This window comes from Sulfitobacter sp. SK011, from assembly GCF_003352065.1.
Lineage (GTDB): Bacteria > Pseudomonadota > Alphaproteobacteria > Rhodobacterales > Rhodobacteraceae > Sulfitobacter.
The window spans coordinates 3,126,589-3,142,705 of record NZ_CP025803.1 but is presented as its reverse complement, the minus strand read 5'-3'; the positions used below and the strand labels follow the sequence as shown (position 1 = coordinate 3,142,705).

Below are 16,117 nucleotides of genomic sequence, written 5' to 3'. Positions count from 1 at the left end.
CATGACCAGCCGCCGTCGTTTCCTTGCGATCAGTGCCGCCGCTTTTGCCTTGCCGGGTCAAGGCCACGCGCAACCTGTCTACACATGGCAGGGTGTGGCCCTTGGTGCCCGGGCCACGCTTCGTCTGGCGCATCCTGATGCCAAAAAGATCAGTGCGGGGGTTGCTGCAGAAATCTCGCGGTTGGAAGATTTTTTCAGCCTTTTCCGCAACAACAGCGCCTTGGCAAAGCTGAACAACGCTGGCGTGCTTCACGCGCCGCCATTTGAATTGCTGGAGTGTCTGTCACTAGCGGGTGCTGTTCATGAGGCAACCGACGGTCGGTTCGATCCGACAGTCCAGCCCCTTTGGGCCAGTTTCGCTGACGCATCTGCGCGTGGCACAGTGCCAACGGACACTGAGTTGAGCAAAGCACATGCGCTGACCGGCTGGCAGCATGTTACATTCAGCGCCGATGCCGTTGCCTTGCAACCCGGTATGGCGCTGACCCTGAATGGGATCGCGCAAGGCTACATCGCGGATCGCATAGCACTGATGCTGGGTGCCGAAGGATTGACCAATATTCTGATTGATACCGGTGAAATTCGTGCGCTTGGCGGGCATCCCGATGGCCGTCCGTGGCCTGTCAAACTTTCGGCTGGTGGTGAAGTGCCGCTTGCCACGCGGGCTCTTGCAACCTCAGCGCCGCTTGGCACAACTTTTGATCAAGATGCGTCTGTCGGTCATATCCTCGACCCACGCACGGGCCGACCATCGCGGGCAAAATGGCGTGAGATCACAGTATCAGCAGCTTCCGCTGCGCTTGCGGATGCCCTGTCGACGGCGGCCTGCCTGTTCCAAACGCGTGATGAGATTGATCTTTGTCTTGCCCGATTTCAGGATGTGAAACTTGAAGCGATTGCAATTATCTGAGGTCGGCTGAAGCGCTCAAGCCTGACGTGGCACGTCAAATTTTGCGCGACTGAGTATTCGGTTGGTGTTGTCCACCGTCATGCGAAAGGCACGGTTTTGGTAAATGAAGGTTAACCGCCAGCGCCCCTCATCCTCATCAACCCCTTTTTCGCACCGGGAGGTCATGGCCTGAGATCGCATAAGCCCCTGCACCTCGGAGGGTGCGATACCGAAGGCCTGAGCAACTATCTCCGCATCTACCACGAAGCCATTGTCGTCAAATTCTACGGAGGTCATGAGGTGGTTTCCAAAGACTGGGGGCGATGCCAACGTTTGCGGAACCCAGAGGGAACACGGCAGATAGACTGGCTTTTGCCAAGCACATATTTTTACGGATGTCCGGGTCAGGCTGGGTCATTTTGATCGGTAAGCGTAGACCACATTCGGTGACTGAGATGAGGCGCATTTTGCTTCCTGTGATTTTAATAGGCATTTACAATACCTATTAACAGGTCTACGTATTAACGCAACAGTATTGGCCAAAAGCTGCCGCCTGACGATGGTCAATAGTTCCGCAAAAGGCCCGAGTGAGATGAGCCGTGATCTATGAGTCAATCAGTGAATTCCTGACTCATCTGCATCAGATAATCTGTCCGGGAAACGACCGACCTTTTGCCCAATTTGAATGCCAGAGATAAGGCGATGAATGATCCAAAACCAAACGACCGCTATGCTTCACGCCCCTGCACCTTTGGGGTTGAACTCCAATCGGGGGGATCATGAGCAGCACATCCGCACAGATGCGCGCCTGGCGCGGACCGGCAATCTTTACCTTTGGCTTTCGCCCGTTCTTTTTTGGGGCCGCGGTGTGGGCAACCCTTTCGATGGCGCTTTGGTTGCTGATGCTTTTCGGAATGATGAGCTTACCCACGGCATTTGACCCGGTGTCGTGGCATGCCCACGAGTTCCTGTTTGGCTACCTCTCTGCTGTTGTTGCAGGTTTCCTTTTGACGGCGGTGCCGAACTGGACCGGGCGATTGCCGATCATTGGCTGGCCGCTCGGGGCGCTCTTTGCGCTGTGGGTTGCAGGTCGCATCGGCGTGGCGGTTTCGGCCAATCTGTCGCCCTTGGGGGTGGCGTTCGTGGATCTTGCTTTCCCTGTGACCGTGGGACTTGTGATTGCGCGCGAGATTGTTGCGGGAGAAAATTGGCGCAACCTAATCGTGCTGGGCATGCTGGCTGTTTTCACGCTCGGAAATGCGCTGTTTCATTGGGAAGCGGCAGCGTCGGCCGATCCCGCAGGGGGATATGGGCTGCGCATTGGCCTTGGTGCCGGCGTGATGATGATCGGCGTGATTGGCGGGCGGATCGTGCCGTCATTCACCCGCAATTGGCTGGTCAGACGAGGCAGCGGTCGTCTTCCCACACCGCCCATGCAACGGTTCGACAAAGCAGCGCTATTGGTGCTTTTGGCGGCACTCTTTGCCTGGGTTCTGGCCCCCACCCATTCGGTAAGTGGAGCCTTTCTTTTATTGGCGGGGACTCTGCATATCATCCGGCTGGTACGATGGGCGGGATACCGGACGGGATCAGAACCACTGGTGGCGGTGCTGCACATCGGATATGGTTTTCTGCCGCTGGGCGCGCTGGCAATTGGGGCAGAGATTCTTTGGCCCGGCAGTTTTGGGTCGGCAGCGGCGCAACATCTGTGGATGGCCGGTGCCGTCGCGATGATGACATTGGCGGTCATGACCCGCGCCACACTTGGCCATACCGGCCAGCCGTTAACAGCAGGGCCGGCAACGGTTGGCATATATGTGTCCGCGCTTATCGCGGTCCTGTCCCGTCTAGGGGCGGGGCTTTGGCCGTCAGAGGCGGCTTGGCTTCACGCCCTTGCGGGGCTTGGTTGGGTCGTGGCCTTTGGTGGGTTCTCTTTGGTGTACGGTCGTTTGTTGCTGACCCTGCCGGCGGACAAACAGCGGGGAGGGTAAGCGACAAGACACCGGTTGTTTCTGTATTTGTTAAATCGGGTTGGTTCCCTGACGTCGTGCCGCGCGACAGAAGACTGGAGAACACCAGAAGGAAGAAGGAAGAAGGAAGAAGGCAATGGTTGAACATTCGACAGGCAGTTGGGCATCAAAACTAGCGGCAGGTGTCGCCGTTGTGTTTGGCGTCCTGACCATTCTGTCTGGCAGTCAAGCGCTGTTTGGAAGTGCCGCAATGCGTGACGCGGCTGGGGATGCCGTTCCGTTTGTGCTCTGGTTCAATTTCCTCTCTGGTTTCTTTTACATTTTAGCGGGCATCGGCATTGCGATGGGCCGACGCTGGGCAGCCCGGATGGCAGTGTACATCGCGCTTGCAATAGCTGCGGTTTTCGCGCTCCTCGGTTTGCATATCTTGCAAGGTGGCGCATTTGAAATGCGCACCGTCGGTGCCATGACCTTGCGCTTGATTGTGTGGATCATCGTCGCGACGGCCGCGGTCCGGAAATTCCCCATGGCGCGTTAATGTCCTGGGATGTCTTTTGACATACCTCTTGATGCGTGGGGGATAGACGCGGATTAATCCAACGCAGTGTCTTTTGCCGGTGAATGAAAAATAACTGAACTGAAAATCTTTGCGCTAAATCAAAGAAATCGGGTCCCGCCAAACATAGACAGGTGGTCGAAGGTGCCTGCCCCTCGGGTTGGGCGCGCTGATTTTTCTGCGCTGCTCGTGCCGTGCGCATTTAGCTTTCGCTGAACCAAAGGATCCAATGATGGACACTGTGTTTGCCCGCTACGCCAGCCGCCCGGCACCGCGTTATACCAGTTATCCGACAGCGCCCCATTTCCAAAAGGATTTTGCGGAAGCGCGCTATCGCGACTGGCTTTCGAAACTCGACAGGGACGACCCGGTGTCCCTTTACCTGCATGTCCCGTTCTGCCGCCAGATGTGTTGGTACTGCGGGTGCAACATGAAGCTGGCATCCCGCTATGGGCCGGTGGGGGAATATGCGCAGACCTTGCGGCAGGAAATAGATCTGACCGCCCGCGCTTTACCGGGACGGATGACTGTCTCGCATCTTCATTGGGGCGGCGGGACGCCGACGGCGCTAAGCCCCGATGACCTGCAATCCCTCATGGAGGACGTGCGCGCGCGCTGGGATTTTGCGCGGGATGCAGAGATTGCCATCGAAAGCGACCCTCGAACCCTTACCGCTGAAATGGCAGAACGCATCGGTGCATTGGGTTTTAACCGGGCCAGTTTTGGTGTGCAGGAATTCGACATCCAGGTGCAAAACGCCATCAACCGCTTGCAACCTCCTGACATGGTTCAAAGGTCTGTCGAACAATTGCGCGCTGCGGGGGTGTCGGGTATCAACTTTGATCTGATCTACGGCCTGCCGCATCAGACGGTTGCAAGCATCGTGAAGACGGTCCGGCTGTGTGCCGCCATGCGGCCGGACCGCGTGGCCCTCTTTGGGTATGCTCATGTACCTTGGATGGCCAAGAACCAGCGGATGATCGAGACCGACGCGCTTCCCGGTTCCGCTGCCCGTGCGGCCCAAGCCAGTGCAGCCGGCCAAGCGCTGGTGGCAGAAGGATACGTGGCCATTGGCCTGGATCACTTTGCCTTACCCAACGACGCACTTTCGGTGGCGTCCCGCACTGGACAATTGCATCGCAATTTTCAGGGCTACACAACGGATCGCGCTCAGACGATGATCGGCATGGGGGCGACCTCGATCGGCAGAACACCGTCGGGATATGTGCAAAATTTCGCGGAAACGGGTGCGTGGGCACGGGCTGTGACTGCGGGGTCATTGCCTGTTGCCAAGGGCCTGCCGCTGACCAATGACGACCGATTGCGGGCCGAGGTGATCGAGCGGCTGATGTGCGACTGTCATGTCGATGCAGCCGCAATAGGTCGGCAGTATGGTGCACCTGAGCGATGGTGGGCTCCAGAATTCGAAACGCTGCAAGAGATGGAAGCCGATGGTTTGCTCATCCTGTCCGAAGGCAAGATACGGATGACGCCGCAGGGTCGCCCCCTGGTGCGCATCGCGGCAGCAGCTTTTGATGCCTATCTTCAATCCAGCAGCGCGCGCCATTCCGTAGCTGTATAAGACTAACGCAATGGTGCTTGAATCAGGCGAAGGCAGAGGAAGCGTTTCCGTTCAAAGTTCGCGCAAATGAGAAAGGCACCAAGGTCTGTTGGCAAGGGCGTTAGTCACAGAAAGAGCGCGTCAATTATTGCCCGACCGAGGAACGCTTTACGCTTCCTTAAGAAACTCACCTATCTCAGTTGCGGTCAAAACCCGTCCTGAAGCCACAACTTTTTCGTCGATAACCAATCCAGGCGTGGACATTATGCCATAGCCCGCGATTGCGACAAAATCGGTGACCTTTTCGATCTCAAAATCGATTCCTGCAGATTGTGCCGCAGCCTGTGCGTTGTCGGCCAAAGCCAAACATTTTTTGCAGCCGGACCCTAGAATCTTGATGTGCATCGTCTTTCTCCGTTTCAAATGAGCAGATGGGTGGTGCTGTTAAAAAGATATCCGATCACAACGATGCCAACTGTTACGATGCCAACAAAAATGACCAGCAACGGCATTTTCACAACCCGTTTGAGCATGATCATCGACGGCAATGACAACGCCGTAACCGACATCATAAAGGCAAGCGCGGTCCCAACACCGACACCTTTGAGAACCAGTGCTTCGGCGATCGGCAGCGTTCCAAAGATATCGGCATACATCGGCACGCCAGCCACAGTCGCAACAACGACGGACCACCATCGGTCTTGGCCCAAGGTTGCAGTAATGAAACTTTCGGGAATCCAGTTGTGGATTGCTGCCCCGATACCCACACCGATCAGGACAAAAAGCCAGACCCGATGCACGATGTCGAATACCTGATCACGGGCGTAGGTCAGCCGTTCCCGGCGGCTGATCTGACCGTCATTGTCGTGATCACTGACCGGGCTTTGGAAAACAAATGCCTCGACCTGATTTTCTAGTCTTAGGTGACCGATCAACGTGCCGCCCAGAACCGCCAGGATCAATCCAACGGCGACATAACTCAAGGCAATGGTCCAGTTAAAGATGCTTGCGAGTAGGATCACAGAGGCAAGATCAACCAACGGCGATGAGATGAGAAAGGAAAACGTCACCGAAAGCGGCAGTCCCGCGCTGGTAAAGCCGATGAACAGGGGAATGGATGAGCAAGAGCAGAACGGCGTAAGGGTGCCCAGAAGGGCCGCAAGTGTATTGGCCCCCAATCCCTGTCGTTGTCCAAGGATGCGGCGTGTCCGTTCGGGTGGGAAATAGCTTTGCACATATGAAATGGCGAAGATGAGAAACGACAATAAAATGAATATTTTAACGACGTCGTAAATGAAGAAATGGACGCTGCCGGCGACCCGACTGGTCATTTCCATGCCCAGACCATCGCGCAAAATCCAAGTGACAAGATCCGATAGCCACTCCATGCGCAGCAATTGGTCATTTAACCAGGTAAACAGATCTCTCAATGGATGGAATTCCTCGATAGGTTTTTGTGTCGCCTGTCTCGGTAATCTAAGCTGCGCGGTGGCGGGTGATATGACATCGATCAATTTGGGCGATCAATCGCATGCAATCTCGCGTGGTTGTACTGCCCCAAAAATCGCACCGATCCCACCACCACGATCATCGCCCTCATTTTGGATGGTGTGGGGGGGCATCACGTATTGATTTATTTATACTTTCCATCGGAAAGGTGGTAAAAATTTCATATTCCAAGTCGAGCAAAATGGCGGGTACACGTGAATGTAGATACTGGTGGCGACAAGCAAAAACTGCTGGTGGACGGACTGCACCGCATTTGCACAGCCCAGCAGACGCTTGATCGCATTTTACCGATCAAACATGAGTTTGGAATTACCCGCCTCGCCAATGTCACGGGACTTGATCGGATCGGATTGCCGGTCGCACTGGCCATCCGCCCCAATGCGCGCTCCATCGCGGTCTCTCAGGGAAAGGGGTCGACACTTGCTCTGGCCAAGGTCTCGGCCCTGATGGAAGCGGTGGAAATCTGGCATGCGGAACATTTTGACCAGCCGGTCTTTTTTGCGAGTGTTCAAGACCTGTCAAAGCATCATGCATTCATCGATCTGGACCGGCTTCCACGTATCCGGGGGCGCGCCCCGGGTCGCTTGGAGCGTTTGCATTGGGTCGATGCGACTGATCTCATGAGCGATCGAAATGTGCTTGTCCCGCTCGAAATGGTGCATGCGAATTACACCCATCCGCTGTCGCCCGACACCGGTTTCTTCCCGGCGAGCACCAATGGTCTGGCGTCCGGCAACAACAGGCTTGAAGCGATATGCCATGCGATCTGCGAGGTGATCGAGCGTGACGCGCTGGCGCTGTGGCATCATTGGCCTGACGATGCACAGCGGGCGTCACAGCTGGATATCACCTCGATTGATGATCCGCTTTGCCTGATTGCCCTGAAGAAGTTCGAGGATGCGGGGCTGGACTGTTTCGTGTGGAATGTGACGTCCGATGTCGCGGTGGCCACATTCATGTGTGTCATTTGTGACCCTCAGGCCGAAACAAGTCACCTTGGGTTGGGGTCAGGGACCCATCCGGACCGCGCAGTGGCCCTGCAACGCGCACTTAACGAAGCAGCACAGACCCGGTTGAATTATATCACGGGTGCCCGCGAAGACCTGTCTTTTGAGGAATATAGCACGGCGGGCAGGGACCAGAAGATGGCCGGTTTTGCCGTTGAACAGGATGGAAAGAGGGCCTTGCAGCGATTTGATGAGGTCCCGACATCGGTAAACGCTGATCTGGAAAGCGATCTTTCTTGGCTCAAGACACGCTTGCGCGATGCCGGGGTCGAAGAGATCGCGGTTGTCGATCTTGAACGCAAGGAATTTGAGATCGCAGTTGTGCGGGTCATCATCCCGGGGCTTGAGGCACCGCATGACGATGACAGTTATGTTGCCGGGGATCGCGCGCTTAACGCAAATGGAAAGGGCCGGTTGCGATGATCATATTCGCAGGTCCGTCGCTGGCCAATGTGGCGCTGCCGGGTACAGGAATTATTGAAATTCGGCCACCAGTTCGGCAAGGTGACGTCTATCTTGCCACGTTGGAAGGGCCCTCCGCCATCGGGATCATCGACGGCTATTTCGACGGTGTGCCGTCCGTGTGGCACAAGGAAATCCTCTGGGCGATGTCACAAGGCATTGCCGTGCTGGGCGCGTCAAGCATGGGCGCACTGCGCGCTGCGGAACTGGACGCGTTCGGTATGATCGGAATCGGTTCGATTTACGGCGATTATCGCGACGGGGTGCTGGAAGACGATGATGAAGTGGCGTTGACACATGGGCCAGAGGAATTCGGTTTTGCACCGCTGAGTGTCGCGATGGTCAATCTGCGGGCAACGCTCGCCGCGGCGGTGCTGGCACAGGTGATCACACAACATCAAGCTGACGCGGTGATCGACCATGCCAAGGCGATCTTTTTCAAAGACCGGACCTGGGACAAGGTTTTGCGTGACCCGGAAGTTGCTGAACCGGGACCGGATCATTGTCAAAACCTGTTGGACTGGATTGCCGAAAACGAGGTCGATCAGAAACGCGATGATGCCTGCCTGCTTTTGGATCGAATGGTCACGGGTCAGTTCCAAAGGCCAGTGCCCGATTTTCTTTTTGAGCAGACGGATCTTTGGGTTCATTCCACCCAGAAATGGCAAGAACGGCGTAAAGAGCCCGACGCGCCAGAGGTCGGGGGCTATCGCTTGTTGGGGGACACCAACTTTTTTAGCTGATTGCTTTTAGCTATGCTAATCTCTGGCCTAGGATACGAAGCGCGAGATGAAGAAAGGGTCGAATACATGCAAGGCACGCGGTTCCGACTGTTCCCTCAGCCACAATTTCTGAAAGACTTTGCGGAGCCGGAAACGGTGATGGTCTCCTCGGTTGCAGGGAGCCTTGGGCCGGGGCCTTCTGATGACCGGATGTATGCGATCTTTCCCATCGGCAAGACCGAGCCTTACGGCATTGCGCCTGATGGCTCGGCGGTACTGACGCCTGCATGGCAGGGAGCCATCGAAGAACCTGCATATCCGGACGCAGAGGGTAATTTTGATTATCTGGAACCCGGCACACCGCAATTCGAAACGGCGCACCTCTTTGGCACGGTGCGGTTCGTGATGGACATCTGGGAAGGCTATTTCGGCCGTGAAATTCCCTGGCAAAGTGATGGCACGTATGACCGTGTCGAACTTACCATCCTGCCGTCATTGGAAAACGCCTATTCGGGGTTTGGATTCCTGGAAATGGGCGGCGATCGCAGCGATGGTGGATATACGCCCTTCAGCCTGAATTTCGATGTGATCGCCCATGAATTGGGGCATGCCATCATCTATTCAGAAGTGGGTGTCCCTGATCCCAACAACGTAACCGGAGAGTACTTTGGGTTTCATGAAAGTGCCGCTGATCTTGTTGCCTTGATCTCTTCACTGCATTTCAATTCTCTGGTCGACCTGTTGCTGGAACAGACACGTGGTAATCTTTATACGTTGAATGCGGCAAGCCGAATTGCCGAGCTGTCTGAGAACAAGCAGATCAGGGTGGCCGCCAATGATTCCCGTTTGTGTGAATTTGCCAAGGGCTGGGTCAAGGAACACCATCTGGCGCAGCCGCTTACCGGTGCATTCTTTGATATCTTCGTGGATATCTTTCACGAAATGCTGCTGGATTACGATGCGATTACGCCGGAACTTGAAGACATGTCAGATCAGTTGCTGGCAACGCCTGAGTACGCAACCGTGATGCAGGAAATGTTCGACGAGGCTTTTGCTGCTAATCCGGAGGCATTCAAATTGGCGCTGATTGATGCGCGCGACATATTGGGGACCTACCTTGCCGATACGTGGAAAGAATTGAAAAACGCCGATCTTAATTTCGTTGACGTGGCTGATTTGTTTGTCGAAGTCGATTCCAGACATACCGGGGGCCGATTTGAACGGCTGATCCGAGGAAACTTTGACATGCGCGATATCGGCTTTGTTGAAGTCGGCCCGCAACTCAAACCGCTTGATAAAGGCAGCCACGCAAATTCAGTGCGGACCATGGTGCCAATAGACTAGATGAGATTTTTGCGCTATAATAACAACACTTTAGGTTGAATATTAATCAATTTCTGCTCGAAAAAGGATAAAAGCCATGAAAGAGACGATTCATACGTCCTCAAAAATTGTTATATTTGGTCGTGTCGTCGACGATTTGACCGTGAGCGTTTCAGATGCTGACAAAGCGGCGGGTAAGGATCCGAAATTCGCGCGGGCTTATGGTTTTACTTTTGATGGTATTTACTTGGAGTTGGCGTCGCCGGTGCTGTTTCTGGTCGATGGTGACGGTGAAGAGGCAGATGATATTGCGCTGCCCGGCCCAAATCCGCGCGACAAGAAATTCTATGCCGATCTTCGCGCCTGGACTGTCGACCGCTCTGACGAAACGGTCCGGCTGGATGTCGATTCTGGTAAATTTGAAAATCTGCTGCCTGACACCGGGGGCGATGGCGGCGCAGGTGTCTCAGGTGCCCGTGTATCGGGTGCCCGTGTATCGGGCGCACGCGTCTCAGGTGCGCGTGTCTCAGGTGCCCGCGTTTCGGGTGCGCGTGTCTCAGGTGCACGCGTGTCGGGTGCACGGGGCGATGCCAGCGACTAGACCGACAGGCATCGCATACCGCTTAGCGCCTTATAGTCCAGCCCGTTTGAGACCATCCAGAAAGTGCTGCAGATCCTCTTTGTATTTGTCAGGTTGGACTGCAGCCCACCGTTCGGCCACAAAATTGGGATGTGCTGTGCGCACGCGGTCAGCTTCATAGCTGGCCTCGTCCATACGTCCTAGAAATGCGTAACTCGCCGCAAGCAGACGCCGTCCTTCGGTCGGGTTCTGCATCTTCTGAATCGTTTTGATTGCCTCCTCATAGCGCTTGAGATTGAAATACGCCCCACCCAAATGCCAGATGTATTGATCCGGATAGAACGGATTAAGCAGCATGGCCTTTTGCAACAGGGCAATCGCCTCTTCGGATCGGCCACAATGGGCCAAAGCGTCGGCCATGTCAGACATCACATTGGCATCATTGGGATTAAGCTTTAAAGCGCGCTCATAGGCATTGATGGCCGCGTCATGCTCCTTGCGATAGAGATGCGCGAAACCCAGTTCACCAAACCCCCGCGCGTCGGACGGATCCAACTCAATCGCCCGACGCGCGAGCATCAGCGCCTCATCAAGCGCAGTGTCGGAATTTTCGGCCCAATCGTAGCGCCATTCCAGATTGAATGTGCGGGAATTCGCGGCATATGCCCTTGAATAGGTTTCGTCGCTGCGCAGAGCCGATAGAAACATTTCACCCGCTTTTTTCACATCCTGCTGCGTGTACTGGGCAAGATACCTTTCACCTCTGAGCACCGATCCATAGGCCATCAGGTTTGCCGGCGGCAACAACCGCGTTCGTTCGCGTTCTGACACCTCGATCTGCGCCGCAGTCGCGGACACGATCACTTGCGTGATCTCGTCCTGCAAATCAAACAGATCTTCTATGTTCCGGTTGTATTGTTCGCCCCAGATCGTGCGGTTTTGCAGCGCGTCCAATAGTTGAATTGTAATCCGCAGCCGTGAACCGGCCTTTCTGACCGATCCCTCGACGACGTAGCGGACACCCAGCTCGCTCGCCACCTGCTTTGGTGCCTTGACGCGATCCCGGTACATATAAGCAGAATCGCGGGAAATTACGAAAAACTGGTGAAACCGGGACAGGCTGGAGGTCACGTCCTCGGTCAGGCCCTCTGCGAACCAATGATCATCGCTATTGCTGCCCTGAAATCCGAAAGGAAGCACAACGATGGATTGGCTTGAGATTGCCCGTTCCCTGTAGTCGACCGATTTGTCGATGTCGCGCCGAAGGCCCGGTGTCATCGCCGCCGAGGTCGGGTTTTCATGCACCTGAAAGACGTCAATGGTCTTGCCAATGTTTTTGAAATCCTGCCCGCCAAGATATTCATAGCCATATTCAAGGCTGTTGCTGACGTGATCATAGGCCGCGCCGGATATGCAGATCCGTCCGGGATTTGAAAATGCCTCGATGCGGGCCGCGATGTTGATGCTTTCACCTGAGACTTCATCGCCGTGGACAAGAACTTCGCCAAGATTGACGCCAAAGCGGAACCATATTTGTTCGTCAGAGGACAGGTCCTTGTTCATGTCCCGGCAAATGTTCTGCATTTTGACCGCAAAAGTGACAGCATCCACTGCGCTTTCAAAAATCATGAAGGCGCTGTCTCCGGCTGACCCTTTCATTTCACCCGAAAAGTCACCGATTTCACTTCGGAATATGGCCAGCCGCTCTCTCACCGCGTCGGTGGTTCTCTCCTCGTCGACGCTCATCATCTTGCTGAAATTCGCAATATCAGCAAAAACAATGGCGACGAGACGCCGTTTCTTGCGTTCCGAAGAACGGGGGATGGTCTTGACCTTATTCACCTGTGGATTTCCAACTTGTTTGTTTAAGAATGACGTTGTGGTTTTGCCTCAAATTGTCGAGTACGGATTGCCGCCTTTGGTCCCATTCAGATCCCAGAAGCCCGGCAATCACGACATCCTGCCTTTGACCGTCCGTATACCACCCGCCCCGAAACCGCCCTTCTTCTTCAAAGCCTAACGACAACAGCGTGGACCGCGTCCCTAAGTTATCTTCTCTATAAAATGTTGTCAGCCTGAACAACCTTAGCTGCCTGAAGGCCAGATCCAAAAGACTGATTGACATCGCTGTTGCAAGACCTTTCTTGCGAAACTGCGGCCCGATGAAGCAGGGTACAATTGCGTCACCGTGTATGTAATTGACTGCTTCCAACCCAGCGATACCGGCGGGCTGGCCATCCGCGCTGACCGCAACGAACCAGAATGCACCCGGTATCGCCGCATACTCCAGCGATTTTCGCCAGCTTTCTCGCAGCGCGTCTTCGTTTTTGGGAACAGGCATATTCCGTTCAAACATCGCCACGTCATTAAAATCCAAAAACCATTCCGCGAACGTCGAAATATCGTCCAAAGACATAGGTCGAAAGGTGAAGAAATTTTTAATCTCATTTGAAGTCATACTAATATTCCCTTGTCGTTTCCGATTAAATGTCAGCAATGCAACCGAGCCAACGAAAAAGATTGGGTCGCCACTTCCGTGGCATTCGAACAATTACTTTTCAGAATATCCGTTCAGTATATCAAATCATGCGCTGAGATACCAACATTCTTGGCGGCCATCTGATACGCGCGCAGATCGGTGCGAGGGGCTCTATTTTGCAGCAAAATCCGTCAGATGTTCTGCTGCAATCAGCATCATCCGATACGTGATGGCTTCTTGCTTGGTCAGGTCTTCTTCCTTGCCCACGATGTAGACCGACGTCCCCAAAAGAACGTTGTTGCGCACATCAAGAGCCAGATAGAGATCCGCAAATTCGTCAGTCGTGCGGTCGGTACCCTCGAAGTACCCCCAACAGGTGGCCAAGTCGTCGTCTGGCACCTCCACCAATTTGCAATCTGTTGGTTTTTGGTCTGTCCAAGCCGCATGCGTTGAAATTTGTTCGACAAACTTTGCTAGCTTTCTGTCCGCAGCTGTCGCCAAATCCGCCGTCCGTTCCACGGCAATCGCAAGTTCCACGCTTCCGTCACCAATGCTGGTCTTGACAGCACCCAGTGCAGGATCCCACGCCAGCGGCAATCCCGATGGCACGGCAATGGTCGCTCCGGTGAGGCGATCCTCGTAAATGTCAAAAGCCAGAGCATCAAAATCGCCAGGATCATCCAGTTGCTCTTTGAGTCCGACCAGACTTTCTTTCCACTCGAAATCCTGTGCTTCGACAAATTCCAGTGCCACATTTGCAAGCGGGATGCGGCGCACCAGTGTCAGCGCGCTTGGCTCTTCCGCGTTCTGCTCAATCTGAAGGTCATCCGGGTCCAGGCGGTCCCAGATTTCATTCTCAAGCGGGGCAAGACTGTTGAGATCGAAGGTCGCAAAATCCATCATCAAGTAGTCGATGTAATCGGTGTCCGTCATGTCCTTGGTTGTCTTTGTGCGGTGTAAGGCGCGCCCTGAAAAATGCGGGCCATTGACCTGAACAGTGAAATTCGTGGCCAACGGGCTGTCCGTCTCGCCGAAGGGGGCAACATAGTTGACAAATTCAAGCTGTCGGTCGATTTCGTTTTCCGGAACGGTGACAGTCCGGGCGTCGATGCCAAGTGCTGTGAGTTTGTCGACCAGTAGCGCCGACCCCTTTGCAAGGGCGTCTTCAAAATCATCTCCTTCATAGCTCACCGTTACTTGGCGGACAGACCCATCCGTGCTGAGGGCCTCAATGGACCCAAATGCTGGATCGTAAGTGAATTTCACGCGTTCGGGGACAAAGATGGGCTGGTCGGCACCCGCAGGCAAAAGCCCGGTCAGCATTAGCAGGTCTCTTGATTTTTGAGTTGGCAGCATGTCGATCAAATCATCGATGATCCAAGACAGATCTTCGTCCTCAGCAATGCCATAGGCATCCAAAGCAACCGGGAAAGGAACCGATCCGGCATGCGCCGGACCATCCTGATCTGTTCGATACTTGGGGGTGGTCTGGCCCAAGGCCACGGTGATCGGATCGCGCACTGTCATGGCGCTGAAAAGATTGGCCTGCTCGGAGATTGTGCTGGGGAAGGGGTCGGTCGAATTTGGCAGATCAGGGAGATAGACACCGGCCGGAACAGACCAGTTGATCCCACGCCAGCCGCCCAAAAGTCCACCATCAGCAATTGCAACGACCCGCCCTTTGGGGTCGAGAATAGGTGCGCCGGAATGGCCGGGCTGTATGGTGGTTGTGACGCGCAGGATTTGAGTATTGCGCTTCGGGTAGCCCTGATTTCGAAAGAGTTTCGCCAGATCTGCAGATGAAAATGCCCGACCCAATGTCGTCGCACCCGCATCCAGACCCAGCGCGAATTCGATCCGCAGCCCGATCATCTGTTCTGCGGCCAGTGGATAGCCCCAGACAATATGGGCGTCTGTTAGCGCCGGCTGCATATCTGATATCATCAACGCTGGCAGACCCAGATCGTCTTCCAACTTCAGCAAGGCCAGATCCCCTTCAAGATCAGCGGTCAGGTACGTTGCGATCAGGGTCTCCTTTTTGGCGCTCTCGCTGTAAACCAGCCCCTTGCCCGGCGCGCAGCCAGCAATCGCATGCAATGCTGTCACGACATATCCGGGTTCAGGCCATATGAAACCAGTGGCTTTCATATCCCCATCAGGTGTCGCGCAACGGATTTGCACAACAGAATGCGAGGCTTTTCCTTTGGATTGCGAAAGCAAGACAGTCGGCATCGAAATGCAAAGAAGGAGCAATACGAGCCACCGGCTCATTTCGCGTCGCCCAGATCTTGCATCCGGCACAATACCCCATGGGCAAGCTCTAACCTGGCTTCTAAATCGCCTTCTTCGGTTCCCTTCATCTGCTCTGCAAATGCGCGCACAAGATCAGGGACATCGTCGCGATTATAGGCGGCGAGGACATCGGCGGGCGTGGCAAAACGCGCCGGATCAAGGCGAGAGCAGGCATCGAACTTCGACAAGGTAAGAAACAGGACCGCCTGTTTGGCACCTGCCGCTGTGGGGTCGGTTGTCACATTTGTTGCAGACTTGCTGTCTTGAAACGCGAGGGTTGCAGGCACAATCGCAGTGCGTTCATAGACCATCATTTGTCTGGCCAGCGTCGCATTGTCGGGAAAGGCCGCATCCCAACGGGCCAGCGCAACACTGGGATCGACAGCAATTGGGTTGTTGATCCGGACGTGCAACCCCAAAGCCAAACCCGCGACAGTGGCAAAGCCAAAAGCGCCAATCCTGACCGCGTTGACTTTGGGCAGTTTGGTCAGGCTGCCCTTGCCGTCCAGCCCCAAAAACACTGCCAAAACTGACGTGAGCGCACCGATCACGATGGCCACCACCGGCGTGACGGACAGCCCCATAACAGAACCCAACAGCAACCCAAGCCCAGCGCCGGCAAAAATATCAGCGGCAAATGGCACAGGTCCGTCTGTATGTTCAGCCATTGCAATACCCTCGAAATGAATGAATTTATTCAAAATGTTCTTTGAAACCTAGCACGGAAACGCGTCTTTTTGTATATCCTTCTTCTATAAACTGATGGC

Annotated in this window: 15 protein-coding genes; 8 read left to right on the top strand and 7 right to left on the bottom strand. The window is 54.8% G+C overall.

The window, feature by feature from the left end:
• Position 1: 1 nt before the first annotated feature.
• On the top strand, positions 2-910 hold the full coding sequence (locus C1J02_RS15490; RefSeq protein ID WP_114879388.1) for an FAD:protein FMN transferase: 909 nt from the start codon (positions 2-4) through the stop codon (positions 908-910).
• A gap of 15 nt (positions 911-925) precedes the next feature.
• On the opposite strand, the gene C1J02_RS15485 is transcribed toward C1J02_RS15490, so the two are convergent.
• Entirely contained in the window at positions 926-1,186 is a 261-nt protein-coding gene (locus C1J02_RS15485; protein WP_114879387.1) for a DUF6522 family protein, read from the bottom strand.
• Positions 1,187-1,668: 482 nt separating this feature from the next.
• Here C1J02_RS15485 and C1J02_RS15480 point away from each other — a divergent pair, with 482 nt between their 5' ends.
• The 3 genes from C1J02_RS15480 (at position 1,669) to hemN (ending at position 4,997) form a co-directional block, all read left to right on the top strand.
• Positions 1,669-2,880: an NnrS family protein gene (locus tag C1J02_RS15480; RefSeq protein WP_114879386.1), complete on the top strand. Its 1,212-nt coding sequence runs from the start codon at positions 1,669-1,671 to the stop codon at positions 2,878-2,880.
• A 115-nt stretch (positions 2,881-2,995) separates the two neighbouring features.
• Positions 2,996-3,397 carry a hypothetical protein gene (locus C1J02_RS15475; protein ID WP_114879385.1) on the top strand — a complete coding sequence of 134 codons (402 nt, stop codon included), beginning with the start codon at positions 2,996-2,998 and terminating at the stop codon, positions 3,395-3,397.
• A 247-nt stretch (positions 3,398-3,644) separates the two neighbouring features.
• Positions 3,645-4,997: an oxygen-independent coproporphyrinogen III oxidase gene (gene hemN, locus C1J02_RS15470; protein ID WP_114879384.1), complete on the top strand. Its 1,353-nt coding sequence runs from the start codon at positions 3,645-3,647 to the stop codon at positions 4,995-4,997.
• 147 nt (positions 4,998-5,144) lie between these two features.
• Here the strand turns inward: hemN and C1J02_RS15465 are convergent, their stop codons facing one another.
• A complete protein-coding gene (locus C1J02_RS15465; RefSeq protein WP_114879383.1) occupies positions 5,145-5,381 on the bottom strand; it encodes a thioredoxin family protein in 237 nt (78 codons plus the stop codon).
• A 14-nt stretch (positions 5,382-5,395) separates the two neighbouring features.
• A complete protein-coding gene (locus C1J02_RS15460; protein WP_254693119.1) occupies positions 5,396-6,406 on the bottom strand; it encodes a permease in 1,011 nt (336 codons plus the stop codon).
• 273 nt (positions 6,407-6,679) lie between these two features.
• Here C1J02_RS15460 and C1J02_RS15455 point away from each other — a divergent pair, with 273 nt between their 5' ends.
• From C1J02_RS15455 to C1J02_RS15440, 4 genes are all read left to right on the top strand, one after another.
• Positions 6,680-7,915, top strand: a complete 1,236-nt coding sequence (locus C1J02_RS15455; RefSeq protein ID WP_162798339.1) for a YcaO-like family protein — start codon at positions 6,680-6,682, stop codon at positions 7,913-7,915.
• Positions 7,912-8,697, top strand: a complete 786-nt coding sequence (locus C1J02_RS15450; RefSeq protein ID WP_114879380.1) for a TfuA-like protein — start codon at positions 7,912-7,914, stop codon at positions 8,695-8,697. The genes C1J02_RS15455 and C1J02_RS15450 overlap by 4 nt, the downstream gene beginning before the upstream one ends.
• A gap of 66 nt (positions 8,698-8,763) precedes the next feature.
• Entirely contained in the window at positions 8,764-10,020 is a 1,257-nt protein-coding gene (locus C1J02_RS15445) for a hypothetical protein (protein WP_114879379.1), read from the top strand.
• Positions 10,021-10,096: 76 nt separating this feature from the next.
• On the top strand, positions 10,097-10,600 hold the full coding sequence (locus C1J02_RS15440) for a pentapeptide repeat-containing protein (RefSeq protein ID WP_114879378.1): 504 nt from the start codon (positions 10,097-10,099) through the stop codon (positions 10,598-10,600).
• A gap of 30 nt (positions 10,601-10,630) precedes the next feature.
• Here the strand turns inward: C1J02_RS15440 and C1J02_RS15435 are convergent, their stop codons facing one another.
• The 4 genes from C1J02_RS15435 to C1J02_RS15420 form a co-directional block, all read right to left on the bottom strand.
• Positions 10,631-12,421: an adenylate/guanylate cyclase domain-containing protein gene (locus tag C1J02_RS15435; protein ID WP_254693118.1), complete on the bottom strand. Its 1,791-nt coding sequence runs from the start codon at positions 12,419-12,421 to the stop codon at positions 10,631-10,633.
• The gene (locus C1J02_RS15430) at positions 12,414-13,037 is read right to left on the bottom strand and encodes a GNAT family N-acetyltransferase (protein ID WP_114879377.1); all 624 of its coding nucleotides are present in this window, start codon (positions 13,035-13,037) and stop codon (positions 12,414-12,416) included. Before C1J02_RS15430 ends, C1J02_RS15435 begins: the two co-directional genes overlap by 8 nt.
• Positions 13,038-13,229: 192 nt before the next feature.
• Positions 13,230-15,206, bottom strand: a complete 1,977-nt coding sequence (locus C1J02_RS15425) for a serine protease (protein ID WP_162798338.1) — start codon at positions 15,204-15,206, stop codon at positions 13,230-13,232.
• 119 nt (positions 15,207-15,325) lie between these two features.
• A complete protein-coding gene (locus tag C1J02_RS15420; protein ID WP_114879375.1) occupies positions 15,326-16,018 on the bottom strand; it encodes a hypothetical protein in 693 nt (230 codons plus the stop codon).
• Positions 16,019-16,117: the final 99 nt, after the last annotated feature.

Coding starts and splice junctions, on each gene's coding strand:
- C1J02_RS15490 (WP_114879388.1), top strand. CDS start 2: ATGACCAGCCGCCGTCGTTTCCTTGCGATCAGTGCCGCCGCTTTTGCC.
- C1J02_RS15485 (WP_114879387.1), bottom strand. CDS start 1,186: ATGACCTCCGTAGAATTTGACGACAATGGCTTCGTGGTAGATGCGGAG.
- C1J02_RS15480 (WP_114879386.1), top strand. CDS start 1,669: ATGAGCAGCACATCCGCACAGATGCGCGCCTGGCGCGGACCGGCAATC.
- C1J02_RS15475 (WP_114879385.1), top strand. CDS start 2,996: ATGGTTGAACATTCGACAGGCAGTTGGGCATCAAAACTAGCGGCAGGT.
- hemN (WP_114879384.1), top strand. CDS start 3,645: ATGATGGACACTGTGTTTGCCCGCTACGCCAGCCGCCCGGCACCGCGT.
- C1J02_RS15465 (WP_114879383.1), bottom strand. CDS start 5,381: ATGCACATCAAGATTCTAGGGTCCGGCTGCAAAAAATGTTTGGCTTTG.
- C1J02_RS15450 (WP_114879380.1), top strand. CDS start 7,912: ATGATCATATTCGCAGGTCCGTCGCTGGCCAATGTGGCGCTGCCGGGT.
- C1J02_RS15445 (WP_114879379.1), top strand. CDS start 8,764: ATGCAAGGCACGCGGTTCCGACTGTTCCCTCAGCCACAATTTCTGAAA.
- C1J02_RS15440 (WP_114879378.1), top strand. CDS start 10,097: ATGAAAGAGACGATTCATACGTCCTCAAAAATTGTTATATTTGGTCGT.
- C1J02_RS15430 (WP_114879377.1), bottom strand. CDS start 13,037: ATGACTTCAAATGAGATTAAAAATTTCTTCACCTTTCGACCTATGTCT.
- C1J02_RS15425 (WP_162798338.1), bottom strand. CDS start 15,206: ATGAAAGCCACTGGTTTCATATGGCCTGAACCCGGATATGTCGTGACA.
- C1J02_RS15420 (WP_114879375.1), bottom strand. CDS start 16,018: ATGGCTGAACATACAGACGGACCTGTGCCATTTGCCGCTGATATTTTT.